Source organism: Streptococcus parasanguinis, from assembly GCF_015557775.1.
In the GTDB taxonomy this organism is placed as follows: domain Bacteria; phylum Bacillota; class Bacilli; order Lactobacillales; family Streptococcaceae; genus Streptococcus; species Streptococcus parasanguinis_AA.
On record NZ_JADNOY010000001.1, the window covers coordinates 20,736 to 41,327 of the forward strand.

Below are 20,592 nucleotides of genomic sequence, written 5' to 3' on the forward strand. Positions count from 1 at the left end.
CATGATCATCACAGGTATTATTGCAGAATTTAATCCCTTTCACAATGGTCACAAGTACCTGCTCAAACAGGCAGAAGGGCTGAAGATTGTGGCCATGTCTGGGAATTTTGTTCAACGTGGCGAGCCTGCCATTGTTGACAAGTGGACACGTGCGCAGATGGCTATGGAAAATGGAGCGGATCTAGTAGTCGAGCTCCCCTTTCTCGTGGCTGTTCAGTCGGCTGATCATTTTGCCAAGGGAGCGGTAGAAATCTTGTCCCGTCTAGGAATCGACCAATTGACCTTTGGGACAGAAGAAGTCTTAGATTACCAAGCGATTGCGACAGTCTACTCGGAGAATGAGGCGGAAATGGAAGCTTTCCTGCGAAGCCTTCCGGATGATTTATCCTATCCACAAAAGACCCAAAAAATGTGGGAAACCTTTGCTGGAGTGGAGTTCACAGGGGATACTCCCAATCATATTCTGGGGCTGGCTTATGCCAAGGCTTGTGCTGGGAAGGGGATTTCGCTTAAGGCTATCCAACGGCAAGGTGCAGGCTACCATTCAGAAGAAAAAGAAGTGGCTTATGCTTCTGCCACTAGTCTACGCCTACACAAGGAAGATCAGGACTTTGTCGCTAAATTCATACCTAATAGCCAACTCTTTCAGTCGGCTCCACAGGTATCTTGGGAGGATTATGACCAACTGCTCCGTTATCAAATCCTAACCCATCCGGATCTGACACAGATTTTTCAAGTCAATGAAGAAATAGCCAATCGGATAAAGGATGCGATTCGAAGTGCTAGTTCTGTGGAAGACCTGGTGGAGAAAGTCGCAACCAAGCGCTATACCAAGGCACGTGTGCGCCGCATCTTGACCTACATCTTGGTAGGGGCGATGGATCAAGCTCTTCCCGATGCCATTCATGTCTTAGGATTTTCCGCAAAGGGACAAGCTCACCTCAAAGGCTTGAAAAAATCAGTAGAAATCGTGACTCGAATCGGTAAGGAGCCTTGGGATGACTTGACCCAGCAAGCCGATCAGGTGTATCAGCTAGGCCATCCCCAATTGCCAGAACAGATCTGGGGTCGAGTGCCAGTGAGAGTGGAAGAATAAAAGGTCTGACGTAAATTTTCTCTGCCCACATTCACGTAAGGCAAGAAGTTTATGATGCACGGAAACAGTGTTTATCCAATGTCTAAAAAATCTTTTTAGACATTGGATTTTTTTGTTTTTACCAAATTTAGAAACTTTTTACGAATAATTAAGTGAAGAGGGAAAAACTTGTACAAGTTCCTGACAAGTTTTTCTTTTTCATGTATAATAAAAGAAAAGAGGTAGAATGAGGTATGGCAATGGAAGCAGTCGTTTATTCAACATTCCGCAATCATTTGAAGGATTATATGAAGAAGGTGAATGATGAGTTTGAGCCTTTGACGGTCGTGAATAAGAATCCAGACGAAGATATTGTGGTCATCTCTAAGAGCGAGTGGGATAGCCTACAAGAAACCCTGAGACTAGCTCAGAACAAGGAATTGTCAGATAAGGTCTTGCGGGGCATGGCAGAAGTCCGAGCTGGTCAGGTTCAACTCCATGAGATTGAGGGGTAACAGATGTTACTCAAGTTTACAGAAGATGCCTGGAAGGATTATTGTTACTGGCAAAGTCAGGACAAAAAAACACTGAAGCGAATCAATAGCCTGATTAAGGAGATCCAAAGGGATCCATTTGCAGGGATTGGTAAGCCTGAGCCTTTGAAATATGACTTTCAAGGAGCATGGTCAAGACGGATTGATGCAGAGAATCGCCTGATTTATATGCTAGATGAGTCCGGTGTCGCTTTCCTCTCTTTTAAAGATCATTATTAAGTCTTTAAAAGAGGATCTTTTTGATAGTTAGGATAGCTATTTAAAATTCCCAACTCGAAGAAAATTCCTATAAAATCCCCTTTCTAAAAATAGAAAAATCTAGTCTAACTTCGATGATTTGTGATATAATGTTAAAGATTGAAAATAATTTGAAAAAATTTAAGGAGAATCCTCATGGGACGTAAATGGGCCAATATTGTTGCCAAGAAAACTGCCAAAGATGGTGCCAACTCAAAAGTATATGCTAAATTTGGTGTGGAGATCTATGTAGCTGCTAAAAAGGGTGAACCAGATCCAGAACTAAATACTGCTTTGAGATTCGTTATTGACCGTGCGAAACAAGCGCAAGTGCCAAAACACGTAATTGATAAAGCGATCGATAAGGCAAAAGGAAACACTGACGAAACCTTTACAGAAGGACGTTACGAAGGATTTGGACCAAATGGTTCGATGTTGATCGTTGATACTTTGACTTCAAACGTTAACCGTACAGCTGCCAATGTCCGTGCTGCTTTTGGTAAAAACGGTGGGAACATGGGAGCTTCCGGTTCTGTATCTTACCTCTTTGACAACAAAGGTGTTATCGTCTTTGCTGGTGATGATGCCGATGCCATCTTTGAGCTTTTGCTTGAAGCAGATGTTGATGTAGATGATGTCGAAGCAGAAGAAGGAACGATCACAGTCTACACTGCTCCAACTGATCTTCACAAAGCAATCGTTGCTTTGCGTGAATCAGGTGTCGAAGAATTCCAAGTAACAGAATTGGAAATGATTCCTCAATCAGAAGTTGAGTTGTCAGGTGAAGATTTGGAAACATTTGAAAAACTTTACAGCGTTCTTGAAGACGACGAGGACGTACAAAAAATCTACACCAACGTAGATGGATTCTAATCACTCGTAAGGACTGTAGTGAATCCCATAAATCAAGAAAAAGGATAGCTTCTTAGATCAAGCTATCCTTTTTCTCTGTTTGATGAGGAACTATCTTTTGTAAGTGATGTCCTGTATAAGCGTAAATACGGGTCAGTGGTGATTGGGAGAGTGTGGAAACCTTAAAATAGAAATAATGGTCTCGATGATCCCGACTTTTGGTGTGGTGAAGACGAAAGTAGTTTCGCTGGCCTGCTGCCATAGAGTGGAGAATATCGTCTTCTAAAAAGACAAGCGGTGTAGAAGTAGCGGCCCACTTGTAAAAGTCCGTCTCAAATTGGTGGTAATTCTCCGAAAAATAATCAAATTGTAATTCGTGTTTAGTCTGAATAGGTTTCATAGGGTGTTTCCTCAGATTCAATAAAAATGATAGAGTCTACGAGGAGACGGTGGTAGTGGCCATCGCTTTTGAGAAGAAGCTCAGAAGCAGATAAGGTGTGAATCAAACCTGTGTAGGTTGCAAATTGATTCCCCTCTAGAATTGTGATCGAGATCGTCGTTTGTTGTTGAAAGGCCTGCTCCAGGAGCTGGATCTGTTCAGCAAGTGGAAGAATTGTGAGCTGACTGCGGTCAATTTCTTTTGTATGCAGGGCAGTTGTGTGCTCGGATAAAAAGAAGCCGGCCCATTTGGCCATGCCACGATCTTGAAATTCGCGGGCAGATTGATAAGGGAGATAAGAACGGTCGATCATGTTAATCCATCTAAGCCTCCTGCGGAATGTCCGCCTGTTAATTTACTGCGTGCAATGGCGCGTGAGTTTTCTAGTAGTGAGGAGCCTTTCTGAAGAGAGGCGAAGCCAAATTGGTCCCGAATGCGGTCAATCGTCTGCTGGAGTTTCTCCTCTTTTTCCAAGGCTACTGGATCTTCAAAGAGAGAAAAGAGTTGAAGAGACTCCTCGACAAGTTCTCCATAAAAAACACCGATCTGGCGAATGGCGCCTCCTTCGTACTTGGAGCGAAAGAGCCGCAGAACCGTATCGGATAAAACCTTGGTGGATTGGGTGGGCTCAATCTTTTGCTGGCAGTGAATGGACGGAAGCCCCTCGATTTTGGAGTAGGAGGCATGAATGGAGACCAGCTGGGTCTTCTTTTTTTTCCGTCGCAAGCGAATAGCCACCTGCTCAGCCATCTCCCGAAACACCAGTTCAATATCAGCTTGTAGATGGTAGTCATAGGGCAAGATTTGAGAGTTACCAATGCCTCGCGATTTCGGACGATAAGGTTTGTGGACATTGCTTTCATCAATGCCATGAGCATGGAACCACAGTTGCAGCCCCATGACTCCGAATTCTTTCTTTAAGAGATCTGGGTGAGCCTGGGCCAGTTCGGCAATCGACGTGATCCCGATCTTTTGCAATCGTTTTTCCGTACGACGTCCAATGCCCCAAAAATCAGTGAGCTGGGGCAGTTTCCAGACCTTACTTTCTACATCTTCATAAGACCAATTGGAGCGCATATTTCGGCAATGCTTGGCTTCATTGTCCAAGGCTAGCTTGGCAAGAAGGGGATTGGCATTGCTGAGACCGATGGTAGAGTAGATTCCAGTTTCCTGCCAAATCCTTTTTTGAATTCTGGCAGAAAGGAGATCCAGTTTCTCCTTTCGAGAGAGGGAGGGATCTGGAATAAAATAATTTAAGGAAGAGGTCAGATCGATAAAGCCTTCGTCAATCGAGTAAGGGAAAATATCATCTGGTGCTGCAAATTCCTGAAAAACTTTTTGAATCTCCATATTGACCTGAATGTAGGCATTCATCCGTGGAGGCACAATCAGAGTCCGCTTGGCCCAGGATTCAATGGATGCAATAAAAGCTGGATCTGTAGGCAATCCTTGCTTTTTGGCGACGTAGCTATTAAATTTTCTGGTTTTGAGGTCAAAAGGTAGGTCGTAGCTACGGCTGACATTTTTCTTGCCAAAGACTTGTTTGAAAACGGGAGAGCTCGCCAAAATTAGGCCGGCTGAATTGTCGCTCCGACTCATGACGCAAAGGGAAGTCGTCAAGGGATTGAGCCCCAGACGGACACATTCACAACTGGCATAAAAACTTTTCATATCCACAAAAGCAATATCAGAATGAGGCTCACGTGAATAATCAAATAGCATATTTAAACCTCGAGTGGAAGAAAATGCCCGACCACAATGCCGACGATTTTGGGCTCGTCTTCATAGGGAGCGAATAAATCATCGTAGTCAGGGTTGATGGATTCTAAGCGCAAGCCTTCAGCCTCCCGATAGACTTTCTTGATGTAGGTTTTTCCATTCCAGATGAGGGCGTAGACAGCCCCATCATAGTCAAAGCCAGTCTGCTTCATGAGGGCAACAGAGCCGTTGGGATAGAGAGGTTCCATCGAATCACCTGATACCCAAGAAGCGAAATCGTGCTGGATCTCTTGGTCAAAATAGACAGTTTCATAGTCCGTTTCGTTGTCATAAAAGGTGTGTCCTAAACCGGCTGCCAACTCAATCGAAAGAACCTTATAAGCAGTCAAGGAAACAACTTTTTGCTGCTGTTCAAATAACTGGCTGGCCAACTGGTCGACTTTCTTTTGATGAGGTGGGGTTAATAAAGGGTAGGTGTAGAGTGCGGAGTCTTTGTTAATAAAGTAGTCCTCTTTAACGGAGAGGCGCTTGGCCAACCTCCTGAGATTTTTTTCGTGTGGCTCCGCTAAGCCATTCTCCCAACTGGAGTAAGTCTTGCGAGAAATCTTGAGATCCTCGTAGACATCTGCTTGGGTCAAGCCTTTTTCCAGGCGTCTTTCTTTTAGTTTTTTTGCATCAAACATGTTGCTTCTCCTATGTAACGTTTTAAAAGTTACATATAGTTTATCAAAAATGAATCCTTTTTGCAAGAGAAAAATTCAGTTGAAAACGAATGAAAAGGCTTGGATTTTGAATGAAAAAGGAGTATAATCAGTTTTACAACTTCTAACAACGAGGAATTATATGAAAAAAAGTTTTATCCATCAACAAAAAGAAATTTCGTTTGTTAAAACGACTTTCACACAATATTTAAAAGATAAATTGGACATCATTGAAGTCCAAGGACCAATTTTGAGCAAGGTCGGAGACGGGATGCAGGATAACCTTTCTGGGATTGAACATCCGGTATCTGTCAAGGTCCTTCAAATTCCTGATGAGACTTATGAAGTCGTGCATTCACTCGCAAAATGGAAACGCCATACTTTGGCACGTTTTGGTTTTGGCGAAGGAGAAGGTCTCTTTGTCCATATGAAGGCTCTTCGTCCAGATGAAGATTCGCTAGACGCTATCCACTCTGTTTATGTAGACCAATGGGACTGGGAAAAAGTCATCCCAAATGGTCAACGCAATATCGCCTACCTCAAAGAAACGGTTGAAAAAATCTACAAGGCGATTCGTTTAACAGAACTAGCAGTAGAAGCGCGCTATGATATTGAGTCAGTTCTTCCAAAACAAATTACCTTCGTTCACACAGAAGAATTGGTGGAACGCTATCCAGATTTAACTCCAAAAGAGCGTGAAAATGCCATTGCCAAAGAATTCGGAGCCGTTTTCTTGATCGGGATTGGTGGAGAGCTTGCAGATGGCAAACCACACGATGGACGTGCACCTGACTACGATGACTGGACAACAGAGTCTGAAAATGGCTACAAGGGCTTGAATGGTGATATCCTCGTCTGGAATGACGTTCTAGGTTCAGCCTTTGAGCTGTCTTCAATGGGGATCCGTGTCGATGAAGATACGCTTCGCCGTCAAGTTGCGATCACAGGGGACGAGGATCGTCTCCAATTAGAGTGGCACAAGGCTTTGTTAAATGGTCTCTTCCCACTCACGATTGGTGGAGGGATTGGGCAATCTCGTTTGGCTATGTTCTTGCTTCGTAAGAAACATATCGGTGAAGTCCAAACCAGTGTCTGGCCTCAATCTGTCCGCGATGAATATGAAAATATCCTATAAGGAAGAAAGAGAGTGGGACAGAAATCGGTAATTCGTTAGAATTCGATTTCGTCGTCCCACCTCCGCACAGTTGAGTAGGGCTGTAAAAGCTGATGAAATCAGCGTAGTAGAGCCCACTCAACCACTGCGTCTTACTCGACAATCCAAAAATAATTGAGAGGCTAGGACTTTTGTCCCAGCCTCTTTTAGTTGTCGCTTGACCATATCAAATCGCAATTTTCTGATTTTTTTTGGTATAATGGTCCCTATGAAAATAGTATCTGGAACCTATGGGGGACGTCCCCTCAAAACACTTGAAGGAAAAACAACCAGGCCGACTTCTGATAAGGTCAGAGGGGCCATGTTCAATATGATTGGTCCTTACTTTGATGGTGGAAGAGTGCTAGATCTCTATGCAGGAAGCGGTGGGCTCTCTATCGAAGCAGTTTCTCGAGGCATGTCAGAGGCCGTTCTAGTGGAAAGAGATCGTAGAGCGCAGGAGATTGTAGCAGCCAATATTGCCATGACCAAGGAAAAGGAACGGTTTCAACTGCTAAAAATGGAGGCCAAGCAAGCCTTAGGGCTTTTAACGGGCACCTTTGATTTGGTGTTCTTAGACCCTCCGTATGCTAAGGAAGAGATTGTTCGCGATATCGAAACCTTGTGCGAGCGTCAACTCTTGTCAGAGGAGATCATGATTGTGTGCGAAACCGATAAACACGTAGAACTTCCTGAGGAAATCGGACAAGTGGGAATCTGGAAAGAAAAAATCTATGGAATTAGTAAGGTAACAGTATATGTCAGATAGAAGTGGATTGTTTACAGGATCGTTTGATCCGATTACCATTGGGCATGTGCAATTGATCGAGCGAGCTAGTCGCTTGTTTGACCGTGTCTATGTCGGAATTTTTTATAATTCGGAAAAAGTCGGACTCTTTTCCATTGAGCAGCGTGTGCGCATGGTGAAAGGGGCCTTGGCTCATTTGGAAAATGTTGAAATTGTGACGTCGACTCAAAAGTTGGCTGTGACAGTGGCGCGCAATCTTGGCGTGGTCACCTTGATCCGGGGCTTGCGCAATGCACAGGATCTGGTATACGAAGCCAATATGGATTATTTTAATCACCAGTTGGCGCCTGAATTGGAGACGGTTTATCTCTATGCCCAGCCTCCTTACCAGGCCATTAGTTCAACCCGTATTCGAGAGTTGCTGGCTTTTCAGCAGGATATCTCACCTTATGTACCAAAGAGTGTAATGGAGGAAATCAAAGATGACACAAGCGAATAAACCAAGCTTGCCTACAAAAAAGAAAAAAGGACGATTGAAAGAATACCGATGGCCGATTGCAGGCGTTCTTTTCTTGCTCCTCTTGCTAGCTGCTTTTGTGATTCGCCTTCCCTATTATATTGAGATGCCAGGAACGGCAGAAGATATTCGATCGGTCATGACAGTCGATGGAAAAGCGGATACCAAGTCAGGGTCTTATGACTTTGTAACCGTAGCAGTGAAAGAAGCGACTCCGGCTGATTTGATCTATGCTTGGGCGACACCTTTTACAGATATCTACTCTGCCAAGGATATGACAGGCGGTAGTTCGAGCCAAGAATTTACGCGGATTAACCAATTCTATATGGAAACCTCGCAAAATATGGCCATCTACCAAGGGTTAAAGACAGCTGGAAAAGAAACCCAGATGGACTTTCTAGGTGTTTATGTCATGCAGGTGGCAGATGATTCGACCTTTAAGGGAATCTTGAACATTGCGGATACCGTCACCGGTGTGAATGGGAAGACCTTTAAGAGTTCCAAAGAATTGATTGATTATGTTGGTTCTCAAAAAATTGGCGACCCCGTTTCGGTGACCTATATTGAGGATGGACAAACAAAGACCGCAGACGGAAAAATCATCAAATTGTCCAACGGGAAAAACGGAATCGGGATTAGCCTGATCGACCGGACTGAAGCCAAAGGCGATGTTCCTGTCCAGTTTGCGACCCAAGGAATTGGTGGACCAAGTGCCGGCATGATGTTTAGCCTAGCCATCTACACCCAAGTGGCTGATCCAGATCTTCGTCAGGGACGCCATATTGCAGGGACAGGAACCATTAACCAAGATGGAACGGTTGGTGATATCGGTGGGATTGACAAGAAAGTCGTCGCAGCCGATAAAGAAGGAGCAGAAATTTTCTTTGCCCCTAATAACCCAGTTTCCAAAGAAGAAAAGAAAGCCAATCCCAAGGCCAAATCAAACTATGAAACAGCGAAAGAAGCAGCGAAACAAATTCATTCGAAGATGAAAATTGTCCCCGTCAAAACCCTTCAAGACGCCATTGATTATTTGAAGAAGAAGTAGAGTAGTCTGTTGGACAAGTGATGAAATGAGAGAAAATCAATTTCTAATTTTTATGAAGGATTATGGGTCAAAAAAGTAATGAGTTTATGAAATCATATAATATGTTGCTAATGAATGGGATTATTGGTATTTTAGGAGCAATCGTAATCAGCTATGCCTCTTTTCAACGGTGGGAGTGGACTTTCGTTCATGCTGTTCCTGAGCTGGTTGAAAAAGGTGATTGGGGATTGGTAATCAATACAATCAGTCTCTTGTATCTTGTTATCTCTATACTTGCAATGGCCAACTATAGTGAAAATCCAAAAGTAAATAAGAAAAGTCATAAAATTCTCTTCGTTGCTTCTATAGTTGGTTTCGTTCCTTTTGTATCGTCTTTAACTAGTGTGCTAGCAATCATTTCAAGTTTGTTATATCTATTCGATTATCAACAGTTATCAAATGAAAAGAAGTAGGCTTTGAAAAAAGTATTTGGTGATGTGAAGTAAAAGAAAAGTAGGAGAATTCATAATGCAAAACAAAAATAAGGCTAGGTTACTCATATTCCTAATTATGCTTGTTATTGGCAGTATAATTTTTTTCAAATATAAAAATTCCTCAGAAAAAATTTATAGAAATGAAACTCCTTCAAAAATTAGGGAAATAAAATTATTGGACAATGATAAATTTGTTTTTGTGGCTGTCGATAACTATTTAGACGGTGTTGTTTTATTTGGTCAGAATTATGTTACAACTTTTTCTTCGCATACGCTTGATACTACTAATTTAAAAAAAACTCCTCCAATTGGGAGTGAAGAATATTTCCAAATTATTAGTTATAGTGTACATGATAAAGGAAAAATTGTTAAATTTAATTTATATGAATTACTTGGGAAAAATAATTTATACCGTTCTGTTCATAATATTCCTTATAGTTATTTACAAAATGACGATGATTACCTGACACTGAATTTGGAGAAACTAAATATGTACGATATAGCAGGTCATGATATTAGATCTGTATTAGTTTCTGCTAGCGGAGAGAAAGTTAAAGATATTTCTGAAAGTGAAATGGAGAAGATTGACAGAGAACAAAAACTATATTTTAACCAAAAATATGATTGGGATAGGGGTGGGATCTCTGAACAGATCGACGATAATCTAGCAAAGTATAATCTTTCAAGAAACGTAAATTTAATTTATCCAATGAATTTTAATCCGTCTCAAATAAATATTTCTGGTTCTAACTTTGCCAAATTATATCCAGAGTTAGAAAAACAGATGAAATATCTAGGTGGATTATATTTCCGTCCTAAACAATACAATGAACGCGAATGGTTTGATAAAATCATTCATTGGTTTGCGCCGGAAGGTCAAGAAGTCATGGAATTGTATGCCACAGATGAAACAACTGGGGAAAAAACACAAATTCACTCGTATGACGAGTTTGTTTCATGGATAAAGACCCATCCGAAGAATTAATCACCTTCTAATCAAATTCAAGTTTTTGCTTATCAATCTCTCTATTTTTAGAGGGATTTTTTCTTTATACTGGTATCAGAAAGAAAGGGAGGTAGTGAAATGATTCAAACCAGTTTGTTTTCCATTTCAGTATTCTTAGCGGGAGTTCTATCCTTTTTCTCCCCATGTATTTTGCCACTGATGCCAGTCTATGTAGGGATTCTATTGGATTCTGAACGTGTGAAGACAGTTCGGATTTTTGGAAGAGACATTTCTTGGTACGGCTTGGTGAAGACTCTTTGTTTTATCGCAGGTCTATCAACCGTATTTCTCATCCTAGGTTATGGTGCAGGGGCCCTTGGTCAGGTGCTTTATGCTCCATGGTTTCGCTATCTGCTAGGAGGGATTGTGATCTTATTAGGGATTCACCAAATGGAAGTGATCAATCTGAGACAACTCCAAAAACAAAAGAGTATCCAACTGAAGAAGGACGAAAAACGCAATGAATTCTTCAATGCTTTTCTGATAGGGGTCACCTTCAGTTTTGGTTGGACCCCTTGTGTCGGACCAGTTTTAAGTTCTGTTCTAGCCATTGCCGCTTCTGGAGGAGATGGTGCTTTACAAGGCGCTTTCCTGATGCTGGTCTATACATTGGGATTGGCGCTACCCTTCTTAGTCTTGGCTCTTGCTTCTAGCTGGGTTTTACAACATTTTGCTAAACTCAAGCCCCATATGGGAACCTTGAAAAAAATTGGTGGTGCCCTCATCATCTTGATGGGCATCTTGCTGATGCTAGGAAATCTTAATAGCCTCGCATCCCTGTTTCACTAATCTTGAATGATTAAAGGAGAAAAATCATGAAAAAAATTCTTACACTTACCATTGCTACGCTTAGCCTTGTCACTTTAGCAGCTTGTTCTGGACAGAAATCAGATTCAGACATGAAAAAAATGGACGATAGTAGTATGATGAAGAAGGATGACATGAAGAAGGATGACATGAAGGATTCATCCATGTCCGATGATAAAATGAAAAAAGAAGACATGAAAGATTCATCTATGATGTCTGACAGCAGTTCTGAAATGAAGGACGATATGAAAAAAGATGAGATGAAATCCAGCGATTCAGAAATGAAAGATGAAAAGAGTGGATCATCGGAAATGAAATCAGACAACTAATGAAAGAAGGGAGAAGTCATCTGAGGATGACTTTCCCTTTGTTTAAAGAGGTGATAATGATGAAAAAATTAGCTTTAGTAGCTACTGGGTTCGTATGCGCTGGACTCCTGGGCGCTTGTTCAAGCCAAGGAATGGCCACTTCCACCAAAGACATGAGTCAACAAACAGCTAAGGCTGGAGATAGGCAACCATCTGGCAAGAAAGTGAAGGATGTTAGCCTGCAAGGAGTGGATGGCAAGACCTACCGATTATCCGATTACAAAGGGAAGAAAGTTTACCTCAAATTTTGGGCTTCCTGGTGCTCTATTTGCCTGTCGACATTAGGCGACACAAATGATTTAGCAAAGGCAGAGGAGGGTAAGGATTATGTGGTCTTATCCGTTGTAGCTCCAACCTTTAATGGTGAAAAATCGGAAGCAGATTTCAAAAACTGGTACCAGTCTTTGGATTACAAGGATTTCCCAGTCTTGATGGACAGTAAGGGCGACTTGCTCAAAGAGTATGGGATTCGCTCTTATCCATCTGCTCTCTTTATTGCGAGCGATGGAACTCTCGCTAAGACCCATATCGGTTATATGAGCAAGGAAGACATCGTCCAGACTCTAAAAGAAATGAAGTAAGGAGGACATAAAATGGAAACAAAATGGAAACTCATTTCCATTCTTTTAGTGGGGCTATTTTGTTTTGGAATCTTTTTCCTTATCAAAGGATCCATGGCTTTGGATACATCAGGTGCGACGACTGAGCAGATCAAAAAAGCGTCCATGAGTCAGACACCAGTAGCAAACAAAAAGAAGGAAGAAAAAGTCAATCCAGAAGACCAACGAGAAATCTATCTAGCTGGTGGTTGCTTCTGGGGCGTAGAGGAATATTTCTCCCGTGTTCCAGGTGTGATTGATGCTGTATCAGGCTATGCCAATGGAAAGGGAGAAACGACCAAGTATGAATTAGTCCCTCAAACAGGCCATGCCGAAACAGTTCACATCACCTACAATGTCAAGAAGGTATCTCTGAAAGAATTGCTCCTGCATTATTTCCGGATTATCGACCCAACGTCGAAGAATCGACAAGGAAATGATCAAGGAACACAATACCGAACAGGTGTCTATTATGTTTCCCAAGAAGACCTTCCAACCATTAATCAAGTCTTTGAAGAAGAAGCAAAAAAATACGACAAACCGTTAGCAGTGGAAAAAGAGCCACTGACCAATTTCATCAAGGCTGAGGACTACCACCAGGATTATCTAAAGAAACATCCGAATGGGTACTGCCATATCGATGTCAATCAGGCTTCTTATCCTGTTATTGATGCTAGTCGCTACTCTAAGCCAAGCGATGAGGAAATCAAAAAGAAGTTATCTCCTGAAGAGTATGCGGTGACACAAAAAAATGATACCGAACGGGCCTTCTCCAATCGTTACTGGGATCAGTTTGATGCCGGTATTTATGTAGATGTCGTGACCGGTGAGCCGCTCTTTTCCTCTAAGGATAAATTTGATTCTGGTTGTGGTTGGCCAAGTTTCAGTCGGCCTATTAGTCCTGATGTGGCCATCTATAAGGAGGATAAGAGTTTCAATATGACTCGGACAGAAGTTCGGAGCCGTGTAGGAAATTCTCATCTGGGCCATGTTTTTACCGATGGTCCCAAGGAAAAAGGCGGCCTTCGCTATTGCATCAATAGTTTGTCTATTACCTTCATTCCCAAAGCAGAAATGAAAGAAAAGGGCTACGGTTATTTATTGGACTACGTCTGAGACATTTGGAACCATAATTTGCTATAATAAGTATAGCAAAGACAAGTAGGTGAAAGACATGTATGCGATCATGATTGTGGAAGATGAAGAGCTTATCCGGCAGGGACTGACTTCCTTAGTGGATTATGAACAGTTTGGAATGACCGTCATCAACCAGGCAGAAAATGGCCGTGAGGCCTGGGAGAAGTTTCAAGAGCAACCAGCCGATATCCTTCTAACCGATATCAACATGCCACAAATGAATGGCTTGGATCTGGCCCATCTCGTTAAAGAGCAATCACCATCTTGTCATATCATTTTTTTGACAGGTTATGATGACTTTGAGTTTGCGAGAAAAGCCATCAAGTTAGGTGCGGATGATTATTTGCTGAAGCCTTTTTCAAAAGATGATATTGAAGAGATGTTAGCCAAGGTGAAAGGAAAGCTAGACAAAGAGCGAAAGAAGGCGCAAGTCGAAGATTTGGTCAGCCATGGTTATTCGACAGAGTTGGAAGAAGCCATTCATGCTCGTTTAGCAGATTCGCAGTTAACCCTGAAGGATTTGGCCTATCAACTTGGCTTCAGTTCCTCTTATCTAAGTGTATTGATCAAGAAAAAATTGGGACTTCCTTTCCAAGAATACCTCATCCAAGAGCGAATGAAGAAGGCTCAACTCTTGCTTCTCACGACAGATTTAAAGATTTATGAGATTGCAGATCAGGTTGGTTTTGAAGATATGAACTATTTTTCTCAACGCTTTAAGCAGGTTGTTGGGGTGACGCCAAGGCAGTACAAAAAAGGAGAGCATGAATGAAACGATATCCCTTGCTGATTCAGCTGGTCCTCTACTTTTTTCTCTTCATTCTCTTACTTTTTGGTCTCATCGGTAGCCTTTACTATCAAACGAGTTCAGGGACGATTCGCCAGCTAACGGAGCGGACGACAAGAAATAGTATCGACCAAAGTAGTCAGTTTATTACGTCTTATCTAAAAAAATTAAAGCAGACCACAACGGTGCTTAGCAAGGAACAGGCTGTTCAACAATTTGCCCAAGATAGGAGTGCGGATCAAGAAACGGTTCAGCACTTGATGCGAACGATGATTGAAACGGATCCGGACTTGGTCTCTGCGGTCTTGGTGACCAAGGATGGACGTCTGGTAGCGACAGATTCCAAAATCAGCATGCAGACTTCCTCAGACATGATGAATGAAAGCTGGTATCAAGAGGCGATTAAGGAAAGAGCCATGCCAGTTTTGACGCCAGCTCGAAAGGAATCCTTGACCTCGGAAAAAGAAAAATGGGTGGTTTCTATTACCCAAGAAGTAGTCGATCAGACTGGTCAAAATCTCGGAGTAGTACGTTTGGATATTGGCTACGATAGCTTACAGGCTTATTTGGATCACCTTCAGCTAGGGAAACAAGGCTTTAGTTTTATCATTAATCAAAAGCATGAGTTTGTCTACCATCCTAAAAAAGCGGTCTATTCCTCCAGCCAAGAGATGCAGGCCATGCAGCCCTATATTGCTGTGACAGATGGCTATGCTAAAGGAGGACAGAGTTTTATCTATCAGGTTCCGATTCCAGATAGTGATTGGACCTTGATTGGAGTAGCATCACTTGAAGGACTTCAGATGCTTCAGTCGCAACTCCTATACTCTTTCATTGGTCTAGGATTACTGGCCTTGATCATGTGTTTAATAGGGCTTGGCTTTGTTCTGCGTTTGTGGATCAAACCCTTACGAGACCTTCAGACCATCATTTTGAGGATTGGAGCAGGAGAAGCTCACGTGAGGGCTGTAGCCAAAGGATCTCCAGAATTGGTGGACCTCGCTCAAGCTTTTAATGCCATGTTGGATCAAATCGATCATCTCATGCAACAGGTAAAGGAGGAGGAGCAGAACGCACGGCGTTACGAGCTGCGGGCACTTTCGGCTCAGATTAATCCGCATTTTCTCTACAATACCTTGGATACGATTGTCTGGATGGCAGAGTTTAATGATAGTCGGCGCGTGGTTGACATCACCAAATCTTTGGCTCAATATTTTCGACTGGCTCTCAACCAAGGCCAGGAACAAATCCTGCTGAGAGATGAAATTGACCATGTCCGCCAGTATCTTTTCATTCAGAAGCAACGTTATGGAGAAAAGCTCAACTATGAAATTCTAGAAGATAAACGGTTGAGCGACTATCAGCTCCCCAAATTAGTGCTTCAACCCTTAGTGGAAAATGCGATTTACCATGGTATTAAGGAGATCGATCGGCCTGGTCTCATTCGAGTGACAACTGAAGTCAGTGGAGACTACGCTTGCGTATCGATTTTTGACAATGGACGAGGGTTTGACCGATCAGAATCAACAGCCCAAACCCTTCTTCGTTTAGGAGGTGTTGGCTTGAAAAATGTGGACCAACGATTGCGTCTTCAATTTGGCGAAGCCTATCATATGGAGATCGATTCTAAGGCCAATAGCTATACCAAAATTACTCTATTTTTACCCCTTTCATCATCTGATGAACATGTATAGAGACAAAGATTGCCTTCTTTGTCTCTTTTTCCTTTTGGAAACTTTCAATGTTGAATTTCAACTCTTTTCTAGTCAAATCTGACGCAAGTCATCAAATTTATGATAAAATAAAGTGTTACAGTAAATAGATTTTGATGAAGGAACACTATGCGAAAAGAGATTGACCCTGAATTATATAATTACAATAAATTTCCTGGACCTGTGTTTCGTCAGGTAGGAGACCAGATCCTTTCAGAAAACCTCTCTTTTGAGTTGTTAAAAAATGAGAAGGAAGCATTTGATGCGACCGTTTTTGGTCAGCGATTTTCTGAGATTTTAACCAAGTTTGATTACATTGTTGGTGATTGGAGCAATGAGCAGTTGCGCTTGCGTGGCTTTTATAAGGAAGAGCGCGATGTTGCAACGATGGATAAACTAAGTCGCTTAGACGATTATTTGTTAGAATATTGTAGCTATGGTTGTGCTTATTTTGTCCTTGAAAATAAGGAACCTCATCGTGCTTCCTTTGATAAGAAATCACCGGTCAAAAAAGCTCAATCAGAAGAAAGAGAGCCTAAGAAGCGTTCGCGCAATCGCAAACAAAAAGATCGTTTCCAAAAACGAGAACGCGACAAGGGACAACCAGCCAAAAACTCGAAAAAAACAAGACCGTCTGCTGAGACTAAAAAGACAACGAAGACAGACAACAAACGTCATTTTGTGATTCGACAAAAAGAGGAGTAAGAAAGAATGAAACCATCCATTTATAGTTTAACACGCCAGGATATGATTGATTGGGCGGAAGAAAACGGCGAAAAGAAATTCCGTGCAGCACAAATCTGGGAATGGCTCTATCGCAAACGCGTCCAGTCCTTCGAAGAAATGACCAATCTATCCAAAGATTTGATTGCGAAGTTGAATGATCAGTTTGTCGTCAACCCACTCAAGCAACGGATCGTGCAAGAGTCAGCAGATGGAACGGTTAAGTATCTTTTTGAATTGCCAGACGGCATGTTGATTGAAACCGTCTTGATGCGTCAGCACTATGGTTTATCTGTCTGTGTAACAACTCAGGTAGGATGCAATATCGGTTGTACCTTCTGTGCTTCTGGTTTGATCAAAAAACAACGCGATTTGAACAATGGTGAAATCGTGTCTCAAATCATGTTGGTCCAAAAATACTTTGACGAACGTGGCCAAGATGAACGAGTCAGCCATATCGTTGTCATGGGGATTGGAGAACCATTTGACAACTATAACAATGTCTTGAAATTTATCCGGACGGTCAACGATGACAAGGGATTAGCGATTGGTGCTCGTCATATTACCGTGTCTACTTCTGGTTTGGCTCATAAAATTCGTGATTTTGCAAATGAAGGTGTGCAGGTCAATTTGGCAGTGTCTCTTCATGCACCAAACAATGACTTGCGCTCTAGCATTATGAAAATCAACCGAGCTTTCCCAATTGAAAAATTGTTTGCAGCGATTGAATACTATATTGAGACTACGAACCGTCGGGTGACCTTTGAGTATATCATGCTCAATGAAGTCAATGATGGGGTCGAGCAAGCCTTAGAGTTGGCAGAATTGCTCAAGAATATCAAGAAATTGTCTTATGTTAACTTGATTCCTTACAATCCTGTCAGTGAGCATGACCAATATAGCCGGAGTCCAAAAGAACGGGTTATGGCCTTCTATGATACCTTGAAAAAACAAGGTGTCAACTGTGTGGTGCGTCAAGAGCACGGTACAGATATTGATGCTGCCTGTGGTCAATTGCGTTCAAATACCATGAAACGGGATCGGGAGAAAGCGATTGTTGAACATGCGCAACCTTAAACAAGGGCTGATGGATCAAACAGAACTAATAAAGAGAGGAAGAAGGCTGTTACAGAGTGGCAGCTTCTTCTATTTTATCCTCTTGAGCCTGATGTGCTTTTTGCCTCAACAGCCAGAGCCGGGTATGGAAACACCGGGAATTCAACATTTTGGTCGCATCGTCGTCCTACTGGTTCCACTTAATTCGTTGATGAATTTTGGCCAGATCACCAGTGTCATCCAACTCATTAAGGTTATTCTCCAAAACGTAGCCAATGTCTTTTTGTTAAGCCCGCTGGTCTTTCAACTTCTCTGGCTATGGCCCTGGTTGAGGAGTCGCAAACGGGTCTTGTTCTTCGGCTTTGCCATGAGCTTGTGGATTGAATCTAGCCAAGTGCTCTTAGATCTTTTGTTTGATGCCAATCGTGTCTTTGAGCTAGATGATTTGTGGACCAATACCTTAGGGGCTTACTTGGCTTATCTAAGCTTTCAGTATCTCCAAGCGCGATTGCTAGCAGAAGATGGAAAAATATAAAATCCGAACATTTTAGCGCCTTTTTAAAATTTTTGTTGACAAAATCAGAAGCGGGAGCTATAATAGCTTCAAGGCATCAGAAAAGTAGAGTTTTTTCTCACTTCCAGGGAGCTTGTGGTGATTGTGAACAAGCAGTGGTGAATCTTGAAATGGGCTGATGCGTTTATGATGATGAATTTGAAACAATAAAAATTCGGTGAGCACACCTTATCGTGCACCCTGTTGTTAGACAGGTCAGAGATGTAGGAGAAAGACTATCTTCCTACAATGGAGGTGGCACCGCGGTATCGAATCGTCCTCACACAGATTTTTCTGTGTGAGGTTTTTTGTATCTCAAAGGAATCCAGTGAGACTGCAGCTCAAAGGACCAGCGAGAGAAAAAAGATCATAAACAGGATTGAAGATATAGAAAAGAGGACACAATCATGACAGAAACAAAAGGCTATTTCGGACAATTTGGTGGATCTTTCGTACCAGAACCCATTCAAAACTTGCTCAATCAATTAGAGGCAACCTTTGAACAGTATAAAAATGACCCAGAATTTATCGCAGAATACAAACATTATCTGAAAGACTATTCTGGACGCGAAACACCACTCTACTTTGCAGAAAGTTTAACAGAGCATTTAGGTGGGGCAAAAATTTATTTGAAGCGCGAAGACTTGAATCACCTAGGTTCGCACAAATTGAATAACGTCTTGGGGCAAATCCTATTGGCTAAGCGCATGGGCAAAACGCGCGTGATTGCTGAAACAGGAGCAGGTCAACACGGTGTCGCTACAGCAGCTGCGGCAGCTAAATTTGGTATGGCTTGTGATGTCTACATGGGGGCAGAAGACGTGGAGCGTCAACGTCTCAATGTCTTCCGCATGGAAATGATGGGGGCAACCGTTCATGCGGTTGAAACAGGAACCAAGACCTTGAAAGACGCCGTTGATGCTGCTTTTGGAGCATGGATGGCAGACCTTGATGCTTTTTATGTTTTGGGTTCTGCTGTTGGCCCTCACCCTTACCCAACCATTGTGCATGAATTCCAAAAAGTGATCAGTGAAGAGTCTAAACGTCAAATTTTGGAAAAAGAAGGTCGTTTGCCAGACTATGTGATTGCCTGTGTTGGTGGTGGCTCCAATGCCATCGGTGCCTTTTCTGAATATGTCGCAGAAGAGGAAGTCGGCTTGATTGGGGTAGAAGCAGCTGGTCATGGCTTGGATACCGATCAGCACGCCGCTACCATGACCAAAGGGACTGTAGGAGTTGTCGATGGTATGAAGACATATGCTGTTTTTGGCGAAGATGGAAAAGTAGCGCCAGTTTACTCGATTTCTGCTGGTTTGGACTACCCAGGGGTTGGTCCAGAGCATGCTTTCTTTAAAGATTCTGGTCGTGTTGAATATGTAGCGGCGACAGATGATGAAGCAGTAGAAGCTCTTCTTCTTCTCAGTAAGACAGAAGGGATCCTCCCAGCCATTGAAAGCTCACACGCGATTGCGGAAGCTGTCAAACGTGCTCCACAATTGGATAAAGACAAGATCATCATCATCAATGTTTCCGGACGTGGGGACAAGGACGTAGCTGCCATCGCTGATTATCTAGAAGCGAAGGCTACAAAATAAGCAATCTTATCTGCAAAACATTGTATAAAGCAGTAAAGCGTGATAACTGAGAAAGAGACAGGGAACAAAGGGAATCAGGTCTCTATCTTTTTTGAGAGCAAAGACGAGAATGCCTAAGATGGATGCGATCTGAATGAGAATGAGGATCTGGGTAGAAGAAAAGCTTAGCGAAAAGGTGGCGAGTAAGAGAAAATCTCCTGCTCCCATTCCGATAAAGAAAAAATGAGCTCCGATCGCAAGGAGTAAAAAGACCAGCATGAGGAGATTACTACCGGATAAAAAGAGGACCAGGACATGAAGACAGCACCAGATGACCAAGGGGTATTCCATAAAGCGAAGGTCATAGATGGCTAAAACGGCGGCTCCCAGTAGTGTTAGAAGGTGAGGCAGAGAAAGAAAACCATTGGCACAGGCCAAAAAGAGCAGGCCACTCCAGACCTCAAAAAGGCAGTACCAAAATGGGTAGGTCTGATGACAATAGTGGCAGCGAAAACGATGGAGTAGTTGCGAGATAATGGGGATGAGATCCCAAACGCCAAGGACGTGCTGGCAGTGATCACAATGACTGCGAGGAGCGAGAATAGATTGGTTTGGGAAACGGTCTACAACGAGCCCCAAAAAAGAGGCGATACAAGTACCGATGGTAAAAAAATAAAAGTTGATCATACTTATTTATTCGTAAAGCAATCGGAAAATTTCATCATTTGCTTGAAAATCTTGTAAAGCCTTTCTA

Annotated in this window: 25 protein-coding genes and 1 other annotated feature; of the genes, 20 read left to right on the top strand and 5 right to left on the bottom strand. The window is 42.5% G+C overall.

What is annotated here, in order from left to right; all coding sequences use genetic code 11:
- The first annotated feature begins 1 nt into the window (after nt 1).
- From I2F76_RS00170 to I2F76_RS00185, 4 genes are all read left to right on the top strand, one after another.
- Nucleotides 2-1,096 carry a nucleotidyltransferase gene (locus tag I2F76_RS00170; protein ID WP_195486989.1) on the top strand — a complete coding sequence of 365 codons (1,095 nt, stop codon included), beginning with the start codon at nt 2-4 and terminating at the stop codon, nt 1,094-1,096.
- 239 nt (nt 1,097-1,335) lie between these two features.
- Nucleotides 1,336-1,590, top strand: coding sequence for a type II toxin-antitoxin system Phd/YefM family antitoxin (locus I2F76_RS00175; RefSeq protein ID WP_003014291.1), 255 nt, complete (start codon nt 1,336-1,338; stop codon nt 1,588-1,590).
- Nucleotides 1,591-1,593: 3 nt separating this feature from the next.
- On the top strand, nt 1,594-1,848 hold the full coding sequence (locus tag I2F76_RS00180; protein WP_006595728.1) for a Txe/YoeB family addiction module toxin: 255 nt from the start codon (nt 1,594-1,596) through the stop codon (nt 1,846-1,848).
- A 174-nt stretch (nt 1,849-2,022) separates the two neighbouring features.
- Entirely contained in the window at nt 2,023-2,739 is a 717-nt protein-coding gene (locus tag I2F76_RS00185) for a YebC/PmpR family DNA-binding transcriptional regulator (RefSeq protein WP_003005873.1), read from the top strand.
- A gap of 52 nt (nt 2,740-2,791) precedes the next feature.
- Here the strand turns inward: I2F76_RS00185 and I2F76_RS00190 are convergent, their stop codons facing one another.
- Genes I2F76_RS00190 through I2F76_RS00205 form a run of 4 tightly spaced genes read right to left on the bottom strand, consistent with a single transcriptional unit; the run spans nt 2,792 to nt 5,559 of the window.
- A complete protein-coding gene (locus I2F76_RS00190; RefSeq protein ID WP_070594369.1) occupies nt 2,792-3,118 on the bottom strand; it encodes a DUF5960 family protein in 327 nt (108 codons plus the stop codon).
- Complete coding sequence (locus I2F76_RS00195; RefSeq protein WP_195486990.1) at nt 3,099-3,470, bottom strand: hypothetical protein; 372 nt, start codon at nt 3,468-3,470, stop codon at nt 3,099-3,101. Before I2F76_RS00195 ends, I2F76_RS00190 begins: the two co-directional genes overlap by 20 nt.
- Nucleotides 3,467-4,879 (bottom strand): Y-family DNA polymerase, encoded by a 1,413-nt coding sequence (locus I2F76_RS00200; protein ID WP_195486991.1) that lies wholly within the window; start codon nt 4,877-4,879, stop codon nt 3,467-3,469. The genes I2F76_RS00195 and I2F76_RS00200 overlap by 4 nt, the downstream gene beginning before the upstream one ends.
- A 2-nt stretch (nt 4,880-4,881) precedes the next feature.
- Nucleotides 4,882-5,559 (bottom strand): helix-turn-helix domain-containing protein, encoded by a 678-nt coding sequence (locus I2F76_RS00205; RefSeq protein ID WP_003011690.1) that lies wholly within the window; start codon nt 5,557-5,559, stop codon nt 4,882-4,884.
- A 160-nt stretch (nt 5,560-5,719) separates the two neighbouring features.
- Here I2F76_RS00205 and asnA point away from each other — a divergent pair, with 160 nt between their 5' ends.
- The 16 genes from asnA to trpB all read left to right on the top strand — a co-directional run bounded on the left by asnA (nt 5,720) and on the right by trpB (nt 19,859).
- Nucleotides 5,720-6,712 (top strand): aspartate--ammonia ligase, encoded by a 993-nt coding sequence (gene asnA / locus I2F76_RS00210; RefSeq protein ID WP_003005888.1) that lies wholly within the window; start codon nt 5,720-5,722, stop codon nt 6,710-6,712.
- A 247-nt stretch (nt 6,713-6,959) separates the two neighbouring features.
- Nucleotides 6,960-7,499 carry a 16S rRNA (guanine(966)-N(2))-methyltransferase RsmD gene (gene rsmD / locus I2F76_RS00215; RefSeq protein WP_031575882.1) on the top strand — a complete coding sequence of 180 codons (540 nt, stop codon included), beginning with the start codon at nt 6,960-6,962 and terminating at the stop codon, nt 7,497-7,499.
- Nucleotides 7,489-7,977, top strand: coding sequence for a pantetheine-phosphate adenylyltransferase (gene coaD / locus I2F76_RS00220; protein WP_155168794.1), 489 nt, complete (start codon nt 7,489-7,491; stop codon nt 7,975-7,977). Before rsmD ends, coaD begins: the two co-directional genes overlap by 11 nt.
- A complete protein-coding gene (locus I2F76_RS00225) occupies nt 7,961-9,043 on the top strand; it encodes a SepM family pheromone-processing serine protease (protein ID WP_155198936.1) in 1,083 nt (360 codons plus the stop codon). Before coaD ends, I2F76_RS00225 begins: the two co-directional genes overlap by 17 nt.
- A gap of 62 nt (nt 9,044-9,105) precedes the next feature.
- A complete protein-coding gene (locus I2F76_RS00230; RefSeq protein WP_229097467.1) occupies nt 9,106-9,495 on the top strand; it encodes an insulin activator factor in 390 nt (129 codons plus the stop codon).
- A gap of 55 nt (nt 9,496-9,550) precedes the next feature.
- Nucleotides 9,551-10,501 carry a hypothetical protein gene (locus I2F76_RS00235; protein WP_195486992.1) on the top strand — a complete coding sequence of 317 codons (951 nt, stop codon included), beginning with the start codon at nt 9,551-9,553 and terminating at the stop codon, nt 10,499-10,501.
- A 99-nt stretch (nt 10,502-10,600) separates the two neighbouring features.
- Entirely contained in the window at nt 10,601-11,311 is a 711-nt protein-coding gene (ccdA2, locus tag I2F76_RS00240) for a thiol-disulfide oxidoreductase-associated membrane protein CcdA2 (RefSeq protein ID WP_031575887.1), read from the top strand.
- Nucleotides 11,312-11,337: 26 nt separating this feature from the next.
- Complete coding sequence (locus I2F76_RS00245; protein WP_031575889.1) at nt 11,338-11,658, top strand: hypothetical protein; 321 nt, start codon at nt 11,338-11,340, stop codon at nt 11,656-11,658.
- A 59-nt stretch (nt 11,659-11,717) separates the two neighbouring features.
- Complete coding sequence (locus I2F76_RS00250) at nt 11,718-12,278, top strand: redoxin family protein (protein ID WP_031575891.1); 561 nt, start codon at nt 11,718-11,720, stop codon at nt 12,276-12,278.
- A 12-nt stretch (nt 12,279-12,290) separates the two neighbouring features.
- Nucleotides 12,291-13,412 carry a peptide-methionine (R)-S-oxide reductase MsrB gene (gene msrB, locus I2F76_RS00255; protein ID WP_195486993.1) on the top strand — a complete coding sequence of 374 codons (1,122 nt, stop codon included), beginning with the start codon at nt 12,291-12,293 and terminating at the stop codon, nt 13,410-13,412.
- A gap of 58 nt (nt 13,413-13,470) precedes the next feature.
- Nucleotides 13,471-14,205 (top strand): response regulator transcription factor, encoded by a 735-nt coding sequence (locus I2F76_RS00260; RefSeq protein ID WP_195487221.1) that lies wholly within the window; start codon nt 13,471-13,473, stop codon nt 14,203-14,205.
- A complete protein-coding gene (locus I2F76_RS00265) occupies nt 14,202-15,914 on the top strand; it encodes a cache domain-containing sensor histidine kinase (protein ID WP_195486994.1) in 1,713 nt (570 codons plus the stop codon). The genes I2F76_RS00260 and I2F76_RS00265 overlap by 4 nt, the downstream gene beginning before the upstream one ends.
- A 147-nt stretch (nt 15,915-16,061) precedes the next feature.
- A complete protein-coding gene (locus tag I2F76_RS00270) occupies nt 16,062-16,637 on the top strand; it encodes a YutD family protein (protein WP_049483935.1) in 576 nt (191 codons plus the stop codon).
- Nucleotides 16,638-16,643: 6 nt separating this feature from the next.
- Nucleotides 16,644-17,732, top strand: a complete 1,089-nt coding sequence (rlmN, locus tag I2F76_RS00275) for a 23S rRNA (adenine(2503)-C(2))-methyltransferase RlmN (RefSeq protein ID WP_003005918.1) — start codon at nt 16,644-16,646, stop codon at nt 17,730-17,732.
- Nucleotides 17,719-18,246 carry a VanZ family protein gene (locus I2F76_RS00280; protein ID WP_195486995.1) on the top strand — a complete coding sequence of 176 codons (528 nt, stop codon included), beginning with the start codon at nt 17,719-17,721 and terminating at the stop codon, nt 18,244-18,246. The genes rlmN and I2F76_RS00280 overlap by 14 nt, the downstream gene beginning before the upstream one ends.
- 62 nt (nt 18,247-18,308) lie before the next feature.
- Nucleotides 18,309-18,549 (top strand) — a binding site (T-box leader).
- A 122-nt stretch (nt 18,550-18,671) separates the two neighbouring features.
- On the top strand, nt 18,672-19,859 hold the full coding sequence (gene trpB, locus I2F76_RS00285) for a tryptophan synthase subunit beta (RefSeq protein WP_195486996.1): 1,188 nt from the start codon (nt 18,672-18,674) through the stop codon (nt 19,857-19,859).
- Nucleotides 19,860-19,865: 6 nt separating this feature from the next.
- Here trpB and I2F76_RS00290 read toward each other — a convergent pair whose 3' ends face one another.
- Complete coding sequence (locus I2F76_RS00290; RefSeq protein WP_195486997.1) at nt 19,866-20,525, bottom strand: prepilin peptidase; 660 nt, start codon at nt 20,523-20,525, stop codon at nt 19,866-19,868.
- Between the last annotated feature and the right edge of the window lie 67 nt (nt 20,526-20,592).